16 protein-coding genes are annotated in these 15,486 nt (G+C 43.1%); 6 read left to right on the top strand and 10 right to left on the bottom strand.

Annotation, left to right across the window (positions count from 1 at the left end; all coding sequences use genetic code 11):
- Window positions 1-677: 677 nt before the first annotated feature.
- On the top strand, window positions 678-1,325 hold the full coding sequence (gene trhA / locus PP178_RS09450) for a PAQR family membrane homeostasis protein TrhA (protein WP_272594092.1): 648 nt from the start codon (window positions 678-680) through the stop codon (window positions 1,323-1,325).
- Window positions 1,326-1,345: 20 nt separating this feature from the next.
- On the opposite strand, the gene PP178_RS09445 is transcribed toward trhA, so the two are convergent.
- Complete coding sequence (locus PP178_RS09445; protein WP_272594091.1) at window positions 1,346-2,017, bottom strand: ZIP family metal transporter; 672 nt, start codon at window positions 2,015-2,017, stop codon at window positions 1,346-1,348.
- 99 nt (window positions 2,018-2,116) lie between these two features.
- Between PP178_RS09445 and PP178_RS09440 the strand changes: the two genes are divergently transcribed.
- A complete protein-coding gene (locus PP178_RS09440; protein ID WP_430974711.1) occupies window positions 2,117-3,262 on the top strand; it encodes a THUMP domain-containing class I SAM-dependent RNA methyltransferase in 1,146 nt (381 codons plus the stop codon).
- A gap of 10 nt (window positions 3,263-3,272) precedes the next feature.
- Here the strand turns inward: PP178_RS09440 and PP178_RS09435 are convergent, their stop codons facing one another.
- Genes PP178_RS09435 through rlmD form a run of 3 tightly spaced genes read right to left on the bottom strand, consistent with a single transcriptional unit; the run spans window position 3,273 to window position 5,974 of the window.
- Window positions 3,273-4,052 (bottom strand): DUF6048 family protein, encoded by a 780-nt coding sequence (locus PP178_RS09435; RefSeq protein ID WP_272594089.1) that lies wholly within the window; start codon window positions 4,050-4,052, stop codon window positions 3,273-3,275.
- Window positions 4,033-4,554: a DUF6452 family protein gene (locus PP178_RS09430; RefSeq protein ID WP_272594088.1), complete on the bottom strand. Its 522-nt coding sequence runs from the start codon at window positions 4,552-4,554 to the stop codon at window positions 4,033-4,035. Before PP178_RS09430 ends, PP178_RS09435 begins: the two co-directional genes overlap by 20 nt.
- Window positions 4,544-5,974 (bottom strand): 23S rRNA (uracil(1939)-C(5))-methyltransferase RlmD, encoded by a 1,431-nt coding sequence (gene rlmD / locus PP178_RS09425; protein ID WP_272594087.1) that lies wholly within the window; start codon window positions 5,972-5,974, stop codon window positions 4,544-4,546. The genes PP178_RS09430 and rlmD overlap by 11 nt, the downstream gene beginning before the upstream one ends.
- 181 nt (window positions 5,975-6,155) lie before the next feature.
- Between rlmD and rocD the strand changes: the two genes are divergently transcribed.
- Window positions 6,156-7,436 carry an ornithine--oxo-acid transaminase gene (rocD, locus tag PP178_RS09420; RefSeq protein WP_272594086.1) on the top strand — a complete coding sequence of 427 codons (1,281 nt, stop codon included), beginning with the start codon at window positions 6,156-6,158 and terminating at the stop codon, window positions 7,434-7,436.
- Between the two features lie 73 nt (window positions 7,437-7,509).
- Here rocD and rplS read toward each other — a convergent pair whose 3' ends face one another.
- From rplS to PP178_RS09390, 6 genes are all read right to left on the bottom strand, one after another.
- Complete coding sequence (gene rplS / locus PP178_RS09415; RefSeq protein ID WP_272594085.1) at window positions 7,510-7,860, bottom strand: 50S ribosomal protein L19; 351 nt, start codon at window positions 7,858-7,860, stop codon at window positions 7,510-7,512.
- 147 nt (window positions 7,861-8,007) lie between these two features.
- Window positions 8,008-8,682: a tRNA (guanosine(37)-N1)-methyltransferase TrmD gene (trmD, locus tag PP178_RS09410; RefSeq protein WP_272594084.1), complete on the bottom strand. Its 675-nt coding sequence runs from the start codon at window positions 8,680-8,682 to the stop codon at window positions 8,008-8,010.
- 22 nt (window positions 8,683-8,704) lie between these two features.
- On the bottom strand, window positions 8,705-9,154 hold the full coding sequence (locus PP178_RS09405) for a GNAT family N-acetyltransferase (RefSeq protein ID WP_272594083.1): 450 nt from the start codon (window positions 9,152-9,154) through the stop codon (window positions 8,705-8,707).
- A gap of 29 nt (window positions 9,155-9,183) precedes the next feature.
- On the bottom strand, window positions 9,184-9,798 hold the full coding sequence (locus PP178_RS09400) for a tRNA (guanine-N1)-methyltransferase (RefSeq protein WP_272594082.1): 615 nt from the start codon (window positions 9,796-9,798) through the stop codon (window positions 9,184-9,186).
- A gap of 148 nt (window positions 9,799-9,946) precedes the next feature.
- A complete protein-coding gene (locus PP178_RS09395; RefSeq protein WP_272594081.1) occupies window positions 9,947-11,398 on the bottom strand; it encodes a glyceraldehyde-3-phosphate dehydrogenase in 1,452 nt (483 codons plus the stop codon).
- A 115-nt stretch (window positions 11,399-11,513) separates the two neighbouring features.
- On the bottom strand, window positions 11,514-12,911 hold the full coding sequence (locus tag PP178_RS09390; RefSeq protein WP_272594080.1) for a S1C family serine protease: 1,398 nt from the start codon (window positions 12,909-12,911) through the stop codon (window positions 11,514-11,516).
- A 130-nt stretch (window positions 12,912-13,041) separates the two neighbouring features.
- Between PP178_RS09390 and dapF the strand changes: the two genes are divergently transcribed.
- The 3 genes from dapF to mltG are packed head-to-tail and all read left to right on the top strand — an operon-like array spanning window position 13,042 to window position 15,380.
- A complete protein-coding gene (dapF, locus tag PP178_RS09385) occupies window positions 13,042-13,818 on the top strand; it encodes a diaminopimelate epimerase (RefSeq protein ID WP_272594079.1) in 777 nt (258 codons plus the stop codon).
- Window positions 13,812-14,336, top strand: a complete 525-nt coding sequence (locus PP178_RS09380; protein WP_272594078.1) for a GNAT family N-acetyltransferase — start codon at window positions 13,812-13,814, stop codon at window positions 14,334-14,336. Before dapF ends, PP178_RS09380 begins: the two co-directional genes overlap by 7 nt.
- A complete protein-coding gene (gene mltG, locus PP178_RS09375; protein WP_272594077.1) occupies window positions 14,337-15,380 on the top strand; it encodes an endolytic transglycosylase MltG in 1,044 nt (347 codons plus the stop codon).
- Window positions 15,381-15,486 lie beyond the last annotated feature (106 nt).

Genomic DNA, 15,486 nt, shown 5'->3' with positions numbered 1-15,486 from the left:
TCATAGGCCTGGACGGGTTAGCGGTAGAGGGTAATCGGCCGGGGACTCACTAGTCCCTCCCCAGGATCAAGATAATCGTTCTCCCTGCAGAATGCTTGCACTAAGACTGATGAAGAAGTGGTGGAGCGGGGACTATCCTAATCCCTCCCCGAGCAAAAGTTATATGAGTTCCCTGCAGGAAGCTTGCATTATTGTAAAGAAGGGAACATCCAGCCGGGGACTATCTAGTCCCTCCCCAAGGTCAAGATAAACGGGGTCCCTGCAGGAAACCAACAGCAACCGATATTTTAAAAACTTAAACTGCAAGCTTATTGCAGCCGGCTAAACTAACTTAAAACCGGGGTGGGAATAAGATGACCCCATACTTAACACCGTTTACCCTAATTTATATGAAATCCTTATATCCGTAATCAGCATATAGGTAATGGCCCTTCCATGATCATTAATCCCTATTCTGAATGAATTGTAATTACTTAACCTGCGTATATAATTCCGTAGGAGATTAATAATAGATTAGGATTTATGTCTCCCATTCTTGGTTTTATCTTAAAGCATCTGCTGCTTATAAAAAACACCTGAACCCTTTTTACTATTTTTGGAAAATCAAACCAGTCTTTACACACCTTCCGCTAGCAGAACGCCAGGAGACAAATATAAAAGCGATAAATAATCAACTTTTGAAAGGAAATCGTCTAAATCCCAGAAGCAGCAATCCTATAGAAGAGAGACTAAATACCTGGTCCCATGCAATTGGCATCCCTTTTGGGCTGATAGGAGCGGTGTTTATGCTGCAAGCTCGTACTGTAGACGGGTTCTGGCCTTTGTTCAGCATATTGCTGTACAGTTTCTGTTTCATCATGCTGTTCTCAGCATCTACGGCTTATCATGCGGTATATAGCCCGGGCTCTAAATTAAAATTGAGGATACTGGATCATATTTCAATTTTCTTCCTTATTGCCGGTACTTACACCCCAGTATCCTTGATCCTGATGGAGCAGGGGGATGGTTGGTTCATTTTTTACACCGTCTGGGGGTGCGCTTTAGTCGGTACTATCCTTAAATTATTCTTCACTGGACGATTTGAGAAATTCTCCCTCATGATCTACTTGCTTATGGGATGGTTGATCGTTTTTTATTTCCAGGAATTGATAGACCAACTGAGTTTCAGGGGAATCGTTTTACTTTTTACTGGAGGACTTTGCTATAGCCTGGGTATAGTATTTTACGTCATGCGCCACGTACCATTTCATCATTTTGTATGGCATATTTTTGTTCTGGCCGGAGCGCTGAGCCATTGGTTTATGATCTATCTGGATGTCATCTGACACCGCAATCACCAAATATTCTAGATAAAATAAGCCACAGCAATCCCCAGGATGATCACGCTGAGTTTTCGGATGTTAAAACTGTGCCCTTCAGAACTTTCAAATAAGATTACCGTTGATATATGCAGAAAAACTCCAATAACCAAAGAAGTTAAGGGTATGTAATAATTGTCAACCCAACTGGAATTTGCAGCGAAGAAGGTGCCTAATGGGGTCATCATAGAAAAGAACAGCATAAATAAGAACGCCAGGTAAACTTCCATTTTAGAATGCAATAAGAATATACTCAAGACCAACGCAATTGGCACCTTATGTACGATAATCCCGTAGAGGATAGAATGGTGACTGTCTATGGGGATGCCTTCCAGGAACGAGTGTAATGACAGGCTGATAAACAATAGCCAGGGAAAATTGTTTGTTTCATTATGCATGTGCACGTGACCGTGCTCTGCCCCCTTAGAGAAGAATTCTAAGAAAATCTGCAGTAGTATTCCCAGCATGATGAAAATTCCTGCGAATTTGGGATCAGGACTGGTAAAAACTTCCGGGAGAAGTTCAAATACAGTTAGTGCCAGGAGAAAAGCTCCACTAAAAGCAAGCAATAAACGAACTTCCTTACGGGCTCGTGGTTTGGTGAGAAATATAAATGCAAAACTGAGGAGTACCGCCAGTATAGGTAATAAATAGTTCATTATAGAATTGCCTGCAGGCTATTTGTAATTGGTAAGGATTAGGGGCAAAATTAGTGTATTTTTGCACTACAGACACACAGGATTATGGGGAATTATAAAATGCTGGCCAAAACCTTACATGGATTTGAGGAGCTGCTGGCCAAGGAACTAAGAAACCTGGGAGCAGGGAATGTCACTCAGGGAGTACGTACAGTATTTTTTGAAGGGGATAAAGGGTTTATGTACAAAGCCAATCTTTGCCTGAGAACTGCGATCAAGGTATTAAAACCGATCACTTCCTTTACCATCAGGCAACAGAACGATCTTTATAACCAGATCTACGCAATGGACTGGGAAGCATTTATGCATAAAGACCAAACCTTTGTTGTGGATACAGTCCTTCTTTCTGATGAATTCTCTAATTCGTTGTTTGTCTCTCAGAAAGTTAAAGATGCTATAGTTGATAAGTTCCGTGATCAATATGGTACAAGACCCAGTGTAGATACCAAACATGCCGATATCAGGATCAATATTCATATCCAGGGATCTCTATGCCATGTATCATTGGATAGTTCTGGTGCGTCCCTCCATCATCGTGGCTATCGCTTGGCTACCAATATAGCCCCAATTAACGAAGTTTTGGCAGCCGGACTTCTCCTAATGAGTGGTTGGGATGGCAGGAGCGATTTTCTCGATCCCATGTGTGGAAGTGGTACCTTCCTTGTAGAAGCGGCAATGATCGCCTGTAATATTCCTCCCAATATCAACAGGAAAGAATTCTGTTTTAAAAACTGGAAAGATTTTGACCCGGAACTCTATAACAAGATCGTAGAGGCAAGCCTTAATAAGGCCAGGGAATTTCATTTCAAGATTAAAGGCTATGATAAGGCTCCATCGGCTGTACTAAAGGCCAAGGACAACGTAGAGAATGCAGGTCTGTCAGATTATATCACGATAGAAGAGAAAAGCTTTTTTGATTCTGAGAAAGAATCAGATTCGCATTTACATATGGTCTTCAATCCCCCGTATGGAACTCGACTGCAGATTGATATGCCAAAATTTTATGGACAGATAGGCGATACCCTGAAACAAAATTATCCGGGGACAGAAGCCTGGTTCATCAGTTCAAATATGGAAGCTCTGAAACATGTAGGACTCAGGACATCGAGGAAGATTAAAGTATATAATAGCCAGCTGGAATCCAGGTTCGTCAAATACGAGATCTACTCCGGGAGCAAGAAAGCTAAACACCAGGCAGCAGACTAATTCTCCTGGGTCAGGGATTTATCTCTGGCTTGATTTTCTTTGCCTTTTTGTATAGCGGGATCATGTAAGAAAGGGTATAATTGTAATTGACACCAAAATTACTGCCGTCGGTAACTTTCGTAAAGCCGGGTATCCATAAATTAGGCATTACCTCAGAATCCTTGCTGCTCACCAGGAACATTATCCGTGCGCTCGCGCCCATATACAGGTTCTTGAACATTTCTACTTTCACCCCGAATAAAAATTCGAGCCAAGAAGCATTCAGACCGGAATATTCACCGTTAAGCTCACCATTACCGGAGCTGAACCCATCTGCATTCCAATAGCGATTGGTGTCGTAGAGCTGGTAGTCATTCAGTGTCTGTTTAAATGTACTGAAGGCATACCTTCCCCCGAGATATATAGAGTTGTTCATTCCATACCAGTTATCATAAGTATTCAGATCAACACCCAGCTTAAGGTAATTGCCACTGGGTGTAAAATCGTAGAGCAGTATGTCCCCCTCTAAGATGCCATTTCCAAGAATTTCCGATTGCCTCTTTTCCTCTCGGCCTAACTCGCCTGCCAGGTATAAATTCTGCGATAACCTGTAGTCACCGACAACTTCAAAACCTGTGTAATCTTCATTGAAATAGGAGAGGGCTACTTTACTGAGGTCTATACCCACCCTAAGCCCGTATGGCTGCTTGTAAGAGATACTATCCTTTCCTTTGGTGACTACGGCAGTCTCCTGGGCAAACCCTGATAGCAGGCAGGCAAATAATAACAGGCTAATGATATATTTTGACATGCGCGCTGGTTTGATTAGTAACAGAAGGTTGTTCTATAAGTATGTCCTGGATCCAGTTATCGGTGTCTGTGGTAATGGCTGCATCGAGATCCTGATAATTCGCAACAAAACCACAGGCCCTTGAAATAAATACTTCCTCGGTATCATAAGATAAAGTGATCGTATCCCGGTTCCCGGATTCCACTTCATTTTCATCTGCAGAATCCATGATCATGATAAATCGTGTTTCCGGGGTATTGCTCTGTAAAGGAAGCCCAATGGAATCCACGTCACCGCGGTCCGTAAAGGTATTCACTACCTGGGTTTTACCCAGGCCGATAATTCGGAGGTTATTGACTGATTTTAATGTGCTGGAGTCTGTCTGGTCGTAAAAAGTCACGATCATCAATGGTGTATTACCATCAACACAGATATCGTCTTTTTCACAGGCATTAAAACTAATAATGCATAACAACGCAAGGAGAACCCCGGCTGCTATCCTATACGATCTTTTATTGTTCATGGGGCAGGGACTGCTTTTTTTCTAAAAGTACAACATTTTCTACGTGGTGGGTCTGTGGAAACATATCAACCGCTTGAACCTTGGTAATGTCGTAATATCCTTTTAACAAAGCCAGGTCCCTGGCTTGTGTGGCACTGTTACAGCTCACATAAACGATTCTCTGGGGATGAATACTCAGGATTTGTTCTACCACTGCCGGATGCATACCTTCCCTGGGGGGATCCGTTATTATGACATCAGGCTGTCCGTTTTTCGCAATGAATTCTTTGTTGAAGATCTTCCGCATATCACCTGCAAAGAAACTGGTATTGGTGATGCCGTTATCTTTAGCATTGGCTTTGGCTGCTTCGATAGCGTCGGGTACAGCCTCAATCCCTACCACGTGTTTTGCTTTCTTTGCTACGAATTGTGCAATGGTTCCTGTACCGGTATATAAATCATAAACAAGCTCATTGCCCTTAAGGTCCGCAAAATTACGTGCCACTTTATATAGTTCGTAGGCTTGTTCCGAATTGGTCTGGTAAAAGGACTTGGCATTGATCTTAAATCGCAACCCTTCCATTTCCTCAAAAATATGATCCCGTCCCGAGAAACATATGACATCCTGATCGTATAAAGTATCATTAGCCTTCTGGTTTATAACATAGAGAAGAGAGGTTACTTCAGGGAAAGTTGCCTCGATATGTTTTAGCAATAGCTCTCGCTTAGGTTGCTCATCCTCGTAAAATTGGATCAGTACCATCACCTCCCCGGTAGAGGAGGTTCGAATCATAAGCGTTCTGAGCATGCCTACCTGCTTCCTCGGGTTGAAAAAACTCAGACCGTTTTTTTCACTGAAATCTTTTACTTCCAGCCTTATAGCGTTTGAAGGGTCGGGCTGCAGGTGACATTTTTCAATGTCCAGGATCTTGTCCCACATTCCGGGGATATGGAATCCGAGCGCGTTCTTATCGGTGATCTCCTGGTCACCGCTTATTTCGGACGGAGTTAACCACCGGCTGTCCGAAAAGGAGAATTCCATCTTATTCCGGTAGAAATACTGCTTTTCTGACCCTAATATGGGCTCTACTTCAGGAAGTGCCAGGTGACCTATTCTCAATAAGTTCTCCTTAACTTCATTCTGTTTAAATTCAAGTTGATGTTCATAGCCCATATGCTGCCATTTACACCCGCCACAAACTCCAAAGTGTTTACATTCCGGGGTAGTTCGCCTTTCTGACAAGGAGTGAAAATGTGTGGCTACACCTTCGTAGTACGACTTCCGTTTTTTAGTGGTCTGTATATCCGCTACATCGCCCGGTACGGCATTAGAAATAAATATTACTTTCCCATCGGGAGCTTTTGCAATCGCCTTTCCTTTAGAGCCTGCACGGTCCACGTGAAGTTTCTCAAAAGTTTTCCTTACTTTCTTTTTTCGCATGCCGCAAAAATACTAATCCCATCGCACATTTTAGGGACAGTTTTTATTGAATATGAATCAGAATAACTAACGCCCTTATGCCCCGAATTCTTTGAAGTTTTCGTATTTTAGCAACACTCCTATGGATGATTTCTCTCCTTAAGAAGGAATTACCAAAGTTTTATTAAAAAATTATTAGATCATGTCTGTTTTGGAAAAAATGACCTCTGCCGATGCCATCGCATTAGAGGATAAGTATGGAGCTCATAATTATCACCCCTTACCTGCCGTACTGAGCAGGGGAGAAGGTGTGTACGTATGGGATGTTGAAGGAAAGAAATATTATGATTTTCTCTCGGCATATTCTGCCGTGAACCAGGGACATTGTCACCCGGACATCGTAGGAGCAATGACAGAACAAGCAAAAACACTTACTCTTACTTCAAGGGCATTTTATAACGATATGCTTGGGAAGTTTGAAAAATATGTTTCTGAAACTTTTCACTACGACAAGTTCTTACCAATGAATACAGGTGCAGAAGCCGTAGAGACTGCTCTGAAGATATGTCGCCGGTGGGCTTATGAAAAGAAAGGAATTCATCAGAACGATGCCCAGATCATTGTATGTGAAAATAACTTTCATGGAAGGACAACCACTATTATTTCGTTCTCCAACGATCCGGTAGCGACTAAGAATTTTGGACCCTATACCCAGGGCTTTATAAAAGTAGAATACGATAACCTAGAAGCGCTTGAGGAAGCTTTAAAATCTAACGATAATATCGCAGGATTCCTGGTAGAACCTATACAGGGAGAAGCCGGGGTATATGTACCCAGTGAGGGATACTTATCCGCTGCTAAAGCGTTATGCGAGCAGTACAATGTTCTGTTTATCGCCGATGAAGTACAGACTGGTATAGCGCGTACCGGGAAGTTACTGGCAACCTGTGGTAACTGCTCCTGCCCGGATCGCCATTGCAGTGGAGAGCCGGAGATCAAGGCAGATATCGTAATTCTGGGTAAAGCTCTCTCCGGAGGGGCCTACCCGGTGTCTGGTGTGATGGCTAATGACAACGTTATGGATGTGATCATCCCAGGGAGTCATGGAAGTACCTTTGGAGGTAATCCTGTTGCTGCAGCAGTAGGAATGGCAGCCCTAAATGTTGTAAAAGAGGAGAACCTGGCAGAAAACGCCCATGTACTAGGTGAATTATTCCGGTCAGAAATGCAGAAATTCATCGATGAATCCAATATCGTGAATGGAGTAAGAGGAAAAGGACTGTTGAATGCAATCCTTATCAATGATTCTGAGGAGAGTACCACGGCCTGGGATATCTGTATGGCGTTCAAGGAAAAAGGATTGCTTGCGAAACCTACACATGGAAATATTATCCGTTTTGCTCCTCCACTTGTCATAACTGAAGAACAACTTATGGAATGTGTAGAGATCATTACCTCTGTACTTAAGACCTTTGAAAAATAAGAGTAAACATAAGAAATAGAGCAATAAAAAAGCCCCGTTGAAAAACGGGGCTTTTTTTAATAATTGCTTTCGGCTATTTACGAACTTCTTTGATTCTCGCTTTTTTACCGGTAAGGCCTCTGAAGTAGAAGATACGTGCTCTACGTACTTTTCCTTTCTTGTTGACCTCGATTTTTTGAAGGGCTGGCATGTTGACAGGGAAAATTCTTTCCACGCCAACAGTACCGGACATTTTACGAATGGTAAAAGTCTCGGTGGCCCCGGTTCCTCTTCGTTGAATAACGACACCCCTGAAAAACTGGGTACGTGTTTTTTCACCTTCCTTGATCTCGTAGTACACAGTAATAGTGTCTCCCGCAGAAAAAGAAGGAAATTCTTTCTTGGATACAAATTCGTCCTCAACGTATTTTAGTAAGGCTTCCATGATAATAATTTGTTAGAGTTTATCAAAACCAACATTCACGTACCTCGTCAGAGGTTGATTTTAACCGTGTGCAAAATTAATGATTAATTAGATACTCGCAAGTATTTCAAAAGCTTTTTTCCTTACCCGGTTAAGAGACTTACCCCTCTATTTCAGGAGGTCCGGGCGTAATTGCTCTGTTCTTTCCATAGCTTTATCTTCACGCCACTGTTCAATTTTAGGAAAATCGCCACTTAATAATATCTCCGGGACAGCATGACCTTTGTATTCCCTAGGGCGAGTGTATACCGGTGGTGCAAGCAGGTTGTCCTGGAAGGTATCTGTTAGAGCAGAGGTCTCGTCATTCAAAACCCCGGGAAGGAGACGGATCACCGAATCACACAGGACCGCTGCGCCCAATTCTCCACCGGAAAGAACATAATCACCAATAGAAATCTCACGGGTGATCATGGTATCCCGGACTCTCTGGTCTACTCCTTTATAATGCCCACATAGGATAATGATATTACCTTTTAAAGAAAGTTGGTTGGCGATACGTTGATTCAGAGTCTCGCCATCGGGTGTCATATATATAACCTCGTCGTAATCTCTTTGAGCTTTCAGCTTGCTGATGCATTTGTCAATCGGCTCAATCATCAATACCATCCCGGCACCACCCCCGAACTGGTAATCATCTACCTGTTTGTATTTATTGGTCGAATAATCCCGGAGGTTGTGAAAATGCACCTCCACTAGCCCTTTTTCCTGGGCGCGCTTCAGGATAGAAGCCTCGAACGGGCTTTTCATTAATTCCGGTAAAACTGTGATAATATCTATACGCATGATGTCCTCTTCTACTGCAAAATTACAGCTTCCAAAAGTAATGAAAACAATGGGAATCCTTTTCCCATCCCAATCTTTCGTAAAGGTGCTGTGCAGGATTATCCCTTGCTGTCTCCAGGGCCAATCCTTTATAGCCAATTTCTTTGCAAAATTCCTGCGCCTTTAGAAGCAGTGCAGCGCCAACACCCCTATTCCTGTATTCCTTATGCACAAACAAGTCGTTCAGGATAAATATTGGTTGTAAGCTAACAGAAGAGAAGCTGGTGTACAATTGTGTAAACCCGGCAGGGACGTTATTATAATACGCGAGGAAGATAACCGATTCCTGCTTTATCATCCTGCTTTGTAAAAAAGACCTGGCAGAATCAGGGTCTGGAGATTGCTTATAAAAAACGCGGTATTCGTCCATCAATGGAACCAACTCGTCAAGTTCCGAAATACCGGCCCTAACTATGATCAGACTTTCCATCATTAAAAAACCCCCGTAGCCGGGGGTTGTATTTATTTCGATTTTTTATACTTATTGATCTCGTCCTGCAGCTGCCTGCTGATCCGTTGCTCCCTTTCCAGGGCTCTTCTCCGGTGATCCTCGTATTCTGTTTCCAGTTCAGCGAGGTTGGCTTTAGCTTCCTGTGTCAGGTAATTACTCCGACGGAACCTATAGATGAATAATAACAACATTAGTAATAATACCAGTATAATTGTCCATAATATAAAGTTATAGGTGCCCTTAGAAACCTGTATTCCAATAAAAGACATACTGTCTTTCTCTTCGGTAACAGCTGCGAGATTCTCAGTGGTTTCTTCCAGTTTTTGATTAAGGGAAGTAATAGTGGATTCGTGTCCGGAAATGGTAGCTTTCAACTGTGCGGCCTTCGTCCTGGAAGCATTCATTGAATCCTTAACATTATTCCTTAGTTTATCCAGGTTGTTCGCGCGAACAACCTCATAACGTTTACCATCAGACCTGTAATTCCCGGCATTCTTAAAGATGAACTCAAATTGGCTGTCAATGGTTCCTTGATCCAGAGAAAGTTCTGGTTCACTGTCTTGCCCAAAGCTAATTTGGAAGGCTAACAAACCTGTGAGTAATAATAATCGGCTTAACCCTTTCATTGCAATCTAGATTAGTTTATTATACGATTCAGAGAGGCCCCTAAAGTACTTCAATTAAATTAATTAATAAAAAAAAACGCCACTAAGGTTCTAACCGCTGAACCCGGGGATTCACGGTTAGAACGCTAAAAGTGGACGAATTCTTATATTAATAATATGTATATCTCCGAACTTTAGCGATATACTTGGATAAACGGATCACCTGGTGCGCATACCCGTACTCATTATCATACCAGACATATAATACAATGTTCTTACCGTCAGGGGAAACAATCGTTGCGGTACTGTCGTAAATTGAAGGAGCAGATGTACCTATAATATCCGTAGAAACCAATTCATTACTGAGGGAGTATTTGATCTGCTCCACCAGGTCTCCTTCTAAAGCGTACTTTTTAACTATGGTATTCAGACTTTCCTTAGTAGTCTTATTCTTTACCTCCAGGTTCAGGATCGCTAAAGAACCGTTAGGCACGGGAACCCTGATGGCGTTAGAGGTAAGTTTGCCTTCTAATGCCGGCAAGGCCTTGGCTACTGCTTTACCTGCACCGGTTTCCGTGATTACCATATTCAGAGCAGCTGCCCGCCCTCTTCTGTATTTGCTGTGCATGTTATCCACCAGGTTCTGGTCATTAGTGTAAGCGTGTATAGTCTCCAGGTGACCTTTCTTGATTCCCAGAGAATCGTCCACTACCTTAAGAATAGGAGTGATGGCATTGGTAGTACAGGAAGCCGCGGAATATACCTTGGTCTTATCAGGATCAAAATCCGTTTGGTTGACACCGTGTACAATATTGGGTACGTTCTTGCCCGGTGCAGTCAATAATACTTGTGCAGCACCTTTACTCTTCAAGTGCCTGGCCAGGGAAATATCATCTCTGAAAGCCCCGCTGTTGTCTATGATCAGGGCGTCATTAATACCATATTTAGTATAATCTATGGTGTCCGGATCCTGTGAAGAGATCATATGCACCGTGGTACCATTAATAAGGAGTGCATGGTTTTTAAAATCCGTATCCACAGTACCTGAAAACTGCCCGTGAACCGAGTCGGTCCGGAGCAATGTCGCCCTCTTTTCAAGAATTTCCTCCGTAAGCGCACCCCTGGTGACTACCGCCCGTAACCGCAGCTGGTTGCCCTTACCTGTTTTTGCCATCAGTTCGCGAGCCAACAATCGACCGATTCGTCCAAATCCATAGAGAACTACGTCCTTAGGCTTTATCTCCTCTGTTTCATTAGCTCCCTGAAGTTTGTCAAGTACAAAGGACTTTACATTGTGATACTGGCTGGTATCATTGGTGTGGTATTCATAGGTCAGTTTACCGATATCCAGCTTGGAAGGGGGTAGGTTAATGTCATTAATAGCCCTCAAGAGCTCTACAGAGTCAAAAATAGAGATCGGTTTTTGTACAAATTCACCGGCATACTCATGAAGATTGATGATCTCGCTGACATTCTTATCGATGATCTGGTTCTTGAATAGTACAACTTCAATAGACCTGTCGTACCAAAGGTCACTGATGATCTTAATGAATTCTGTGGTGGCTTTCCTCCGGTCCGCTTGGAAGGCCAGTTCCTTTTCATAGGATTTTGCTGTATTCATTGATGAGGTTTAAAATTTTTCAGTGCAAAAGTAGTTATTTCAAACGTTTTCGTACAAGGATTGGGCAACAAAAAAAGCACTCCATTGGGAGTGCTTTTTATATATTCTAAAACTCTTATTGAAAGATAAGTCGCTCGCGTTCTCCTTTTTCATTGATCATGGTGATCACAGTTTTTCCGTAACGTGATATGGCGCCAAAAAGCGTACGAGCATCCTGTATATCCTTTACTTCTTCATCACCAATGGCCATGATCACTTTACCTTCCAGGTCATAGCCGCGGTAAGTTTCAGGAACCCCGGTGATCTTAACGCCGTATTTGGTCTTATACTTTTTCTTATCTGCTTCGTTCAGGTTTTTAACTTTTAATCCCATTTGCGGCACAACAAGGGATTGCCTTTCCTTAAGTTCAACTTCAACTTCTAATTCGTCCCCGTTGCGGTTAATGGCTAATACTACTTTATCTCCCGGTCGCTTGGTGGCAACATACCCAGTGAGGTCTGCAAATCTCCTGACCCGGATATCGTCGACCATCTTAATAACATCCCCGGATTGTAGTTCGGCGGCTTCCGCCCCGGAATCCTCTTCAACGCCATCAATATACACGCCTTCTATTTCATCGATGCCATTTTCAACGGCATAAGGGGTATTAAGTCTTGGAGAACTTATCCCCAGTATACCTTTTTGAACATTCCCGTACTCCATAATATCTTCTACTACCTTCTTGGCAATATTACTAGGAACGGCAAAAGAATATCCTACATAGGAACCGGTCTGTGAGGTGATCGCGGTATTGATCCCGATAAGATCCCCGTTGGTGTTCACGAGGGCGCCACCACTATTCCCGGGATTTACAGCTGCATCTGTCTGCAAAAAGGACTGGTCGGTCCTGCCCAGGTCACGTGCCTTAGCACTTATGATCCCGGCAGTCACTGTAGATGTTAGGTTAAATGGATTACCAACCGCCAATACCCATTCCCCGATCCTGGTATTATCAGAATCGCCGAAGGCCAGGTAAGGCAGGCTGCGTTCGGCGTCTATCTTGATCAGGGCAATATCCGAATTGGGATCTGTTCCTATTATCTCCGCTTTATAACTCTTATTATTATTAAGGGTGACACTAAGCGCATCAGCTTTTGATATCACGTGGTTGTTGGTCACAATGTAGCCATCGGGTGATATAATGACCCCGGATCCAGTACCCACCTGTTGTGGCCTCTGGCTTCCCTGGGAACCGTAGAAATATTCCCAAAAATTGCTGGGAGCTTCATTCACCGTTACATTTTTAACGTGGACCACTGCGTTTACCGTTTTCTCTGCAGCCACTGTAAAATCTACTTCGTTGAGCGCAATTCCTTTGACCGATGTGGCCGTATTGCTGGTGGTGAAGTAGGGAGCACCCTGGTCTTCTGTTACCACGGCAAATTTAGTAGACTCAAAAAACAGCTTGTAGGCCCCGAGCGTAATAGCACCCCCGAGAATAGAAACCATTAGAAGATGTGTTAATCGTTTCATAATTACTTAAATATTTAATCGACTTATTTGTAAAATTAACAGAAAATCATACTGTGATTAAGGGTTTAACCCTTTTTTAACCGTTCATTTCTCCGTAAATAAAGTCATATCTTTGACCCCTAATTTCACTATGGACATTACTTTCTACAAATACCAGGGTACGGGAAACGACTTTATCATGATTGATAATCGTCAGTTTCAGTTTAACAAAAACGATACCAAACTCATTGCCAGCCTTTGTGACAGGCGTTTTGGTATAGGGGCAGACGGACTTATCTTATTAGAGACAGATCCGGATTATGATTTCAGGATGGTCTATTATAATGCTGACGGGGGAGAGGGGAGTATGTGCGGAAACGGAGGCAGATGTATCGTTGCCTTTGCCAGTGACCTGGAAGTAATTGGTAATGAAGCCCGGTTCATCGCCGTAGATGGGCCTCACACGGCAAACATTGAAGGCGAACTCATCAGCCTCAAGATGCAGGATGTTCACGAAATAGAACAGAACTCAAAGTACTATTATCTCAACACAGGCTCTCCTCACCATGTGCAGGAAATTCAGGAGTTAGACACCTTCCCGGTTAGGGAAGAAGGTGCCAAAATCAGGTATGACCGCTACGGAGAAGCCGGAAGTAATATTAACTTCGTGAAACACGAGGGAGATAAAAAGTTTTATGTGCGAACCTACGAAAGGGGAGTAGAGGACGAAACTTATTCCTGTGGTACCGGTGTAACTGCCGTTGCCCTGGCCATGCACGGGAAAAAGGATGAGGATCCCCAGGAATACACCATAAGGACCCTCGGAGGTGAGCTAAAAGTGCGATTTGTTTGGAATGGAGAGCACTATTCCGATATTTACCTGCTAGGCCCTGCAGAAAGGGTGTTCAAAGGAAGTGTACAATGTTGAAATTACGAGGAAAAAATATCATTCTAAGGGCATTAGAGCCGGAAGACCTGGATTTCTTGTATGACCTGGAAAACGCCAACGAAGTATGGGAGGTAAGCGGAACAACTACGCCTTATGCTAAACACGTGCTTAAATTGTATTTGGAAAATGCGCATCGCGATATTTATGACGTCAAACAATTACGGCTGTGTATTACCTCTGTGATGGGAGCACAGTTGGGGCTCATAGATCTCTTTGATTTTGATCCCAAGCATAGACGTGCCGGAATAGGGATCCTTATTGCAGAAGAACAGCATCGCAACAAGGGGATAGGTAAGGAAGCAATTGAGTTGTTAATAGACTACGCCTTTGATACCCTGGATCTCCACCAGCTTTATGCCAATGTAGGTGCCGATAATAAAAGGAGTATTCACCTTTTTAAAAAACTGGGTTTTGTTCAGGCAGGACTTAAAGAAGACTGGAATTTTATCCATGGCCAATACCAGGACGAATTATTATTTCAAAAGATCAATAAGTAAATGTATATCAAAAAGATTTTGTGGATCATCGCCATCCTTGGTTTAGTGGTGATGGGGTGGTTTTCTTACCGCATATATGATGCATTGTTTACCCCAAATACCCGTTTCTCTGAAGACAAGGTGTATGTTCATATCCCAACCGATGCCGAATTCAACCAGGTTTACGAACAACTGACTCCTCTGTTGGATGACCCGGAGTCCTTTGCCACCGTTGCCAGGCAAAAGAAGTACAGTGTTAACGTAAGACCGGGCAGATATGGCATTGAGCGTGGGATGAACAATAACACCTTGGTTAATGTACTCAGGAGTCGTAATGAACCGGTAATGGTTTCTTTTAATAACCAGGAAACCCTGCCAGAACTGGCGGGTAGGATTGCCGCCCAGATAGAAGCTGACAGTTTGGAACTGCTTTCATCTTTTCGCGACACGGATTTCCTGCAAGCAGAAGACCTCGATTCCCCTAATGCTATTGCCCTTTACCTTCCGAATTCTTATGAATTTTTCTGGAATACCTCCGCTGAGGAATTCAGGGAGCGTATGAAGCGCGAATACGATAGGTTCTGGACCCAGGAACGAAGACAATTAGCTGAAAAGCAAGGGCTGACACCTTTACAGGTAACCACTTTGGCATCTATCGTACACAAAGAAACGGCCAAAGTAGACGAAAGACCTAGGGTGGCAGGGGTGTACCTGAACCGCCTGCGGCAGAATATGCCCCTACAGGCCGATCCCACCGTCATCTTCGCTATTAAGGAGTCGACAGGTGACCACGACACCATAATCAAAAGAGTACTATATAAGGACCTCGCCTTAGATTCACCTTATAATACTTATAAGTACCCGGGCTTGCCTCCCGGACCTAACGCAATGCCCGATATATCGGCCATTAAAGCGGTTTTACAACCGGAAAAGCACGATTACCTGTATTTCGTGGCGGATGTAGAGAATTTTGGATACCACAAATTTGCCAAAACCTTATCGCAGCACAACAGGAATAAAGCGCAGTACGTCCGATGGATTAACAATCAGAATATTAAGAGGTAGCTGTTTGTCTTTGAAAACAAGCGCTTTATCCCATTGAGGCAATATTTTAATAAATTCTTACAATTTTATCAGAGAATGCGGTCTATATTTGTAGGGTGAAATTTAA

Origin of the sequence: Zeaxanthinibacter sp. PT1 (genome assembly GCF_028464225.1) — a bacterium.
Lineage (GTDB): Bacteria > Bacteroidota > Bacteroidia > Flavobacteriales > Flavobacteriaceae > Zeaxanthinibacter.
The sequence above is the reverse complement of the archived record's forward strand: the minus strand, read 5'-3'. Positions and strand labels throughout refer to the sequence as shown.

Excerpts from the sequence above, each read along its gene's own strand:
- PP178_RS09380 (WP_272594078.1), top strand. The coding sequence starts at position 13,812 with ATGTTGAAATTACGAGGAAAAAATATCATTCTAAGGGCATTAGAGCCG.
- PP178_RS09435 (WP_272594089.1), bottom strand. The coding sequence starts at position 4,052 with ATGTCAAAATATATCATTAGCCTGTTATTATTTGCCTGCCTGCTATCA.
- rocD (WP_272594086.1), top strand. The coding sequence starts at position 6,156 with ATGTCTGTTTTGGAAAAAATGACCTCTGCCGATGCCATCGCATTAGAG.
- PP178_RS09430 (WP_272594088.1), bottom strand. The coding sequence starts at position 4,554 with ATGAACAATAAAAGATCGTATAGGATAGCAGCCGGGGTTCTCCTTGCG.
- rlmD (WP_272594087.1), bottom strand. The coding sequence starts at position 5,974 with ATGCGAAAAAAGAAAGTAAGGAAAACTTTTGAGAAACTTCACGTGGAC.
- PP178_RS09440 (WP_430974711.1), top strand. The coding sequence starts at position 2,117 with ATGCTGGCCAAAACCTTACATGGATTTGAGGAGCTGCTGGCCAAGGAA.
- PP178_RS09405 (WP_272594083.1), bottom strand. The coding sequence starts at position 9,154 with ATGATGGAAAGTCTGATCATAGTTAGGGCCGGTATTTCGGAACTTGAC.
- PP178_RS09395 (WP_272594081.1), bottom strand. The coding sequence starts at position 11,398 with ATGAATACAGCAAAATCCTATGAAAAGGAACTGGCCTTCCAAGCGGAC.
- PP178_RS09400 (WP_272594082.1), bottom strand. The coding sequence starts at position 9,798 with ATGAAAGGGTTAAGCCGATTATTATTACTCACAGGTTTGTTAGCCTTC.
- trmD (WP_272594084.1), bottom strand. The coding sequence starts at position 8,682 with ATGCGTATAGATATTATCACAGTTTTACCGGAATTAATGAAAAGCCCG.
- dapF (WP_272594079.1), top strand. The coding sequence starts at position 13,042 with ATGGACATTACTTTCTACAAATACCAGGGTACGGGAAACGACTTTATC.
- PP178_RS09390 (WP_272594080.1), bottom strand. The coding sequence starts at position 12,911 with ATGAAACGATTAACACATCTTCTAATGGTTTCTATTCTCGGGGGTGCT.
- PP178_RS09445 (WP_272594091.1), bottom strand. The coding sequence starts at position 2,017 with ATGAACTATTTATTACCTATACTGGCGGTACTCCTCAGTTTTGCATTT.
- mltG (WP_272594077.1), top strand. The coding sequence starts at position 14,337 with ATGTATATCAAAAAGATTTTGTGGATCATCGCCATCCTTGGTTTAGTG.
- rplS (WP_272594085.1), bottom strand. The coding sequence starts at position 7,860 with ATGGAAGCCTTACTAAAATACGTTGAGGACGAATTTGTATCCAAGAAA.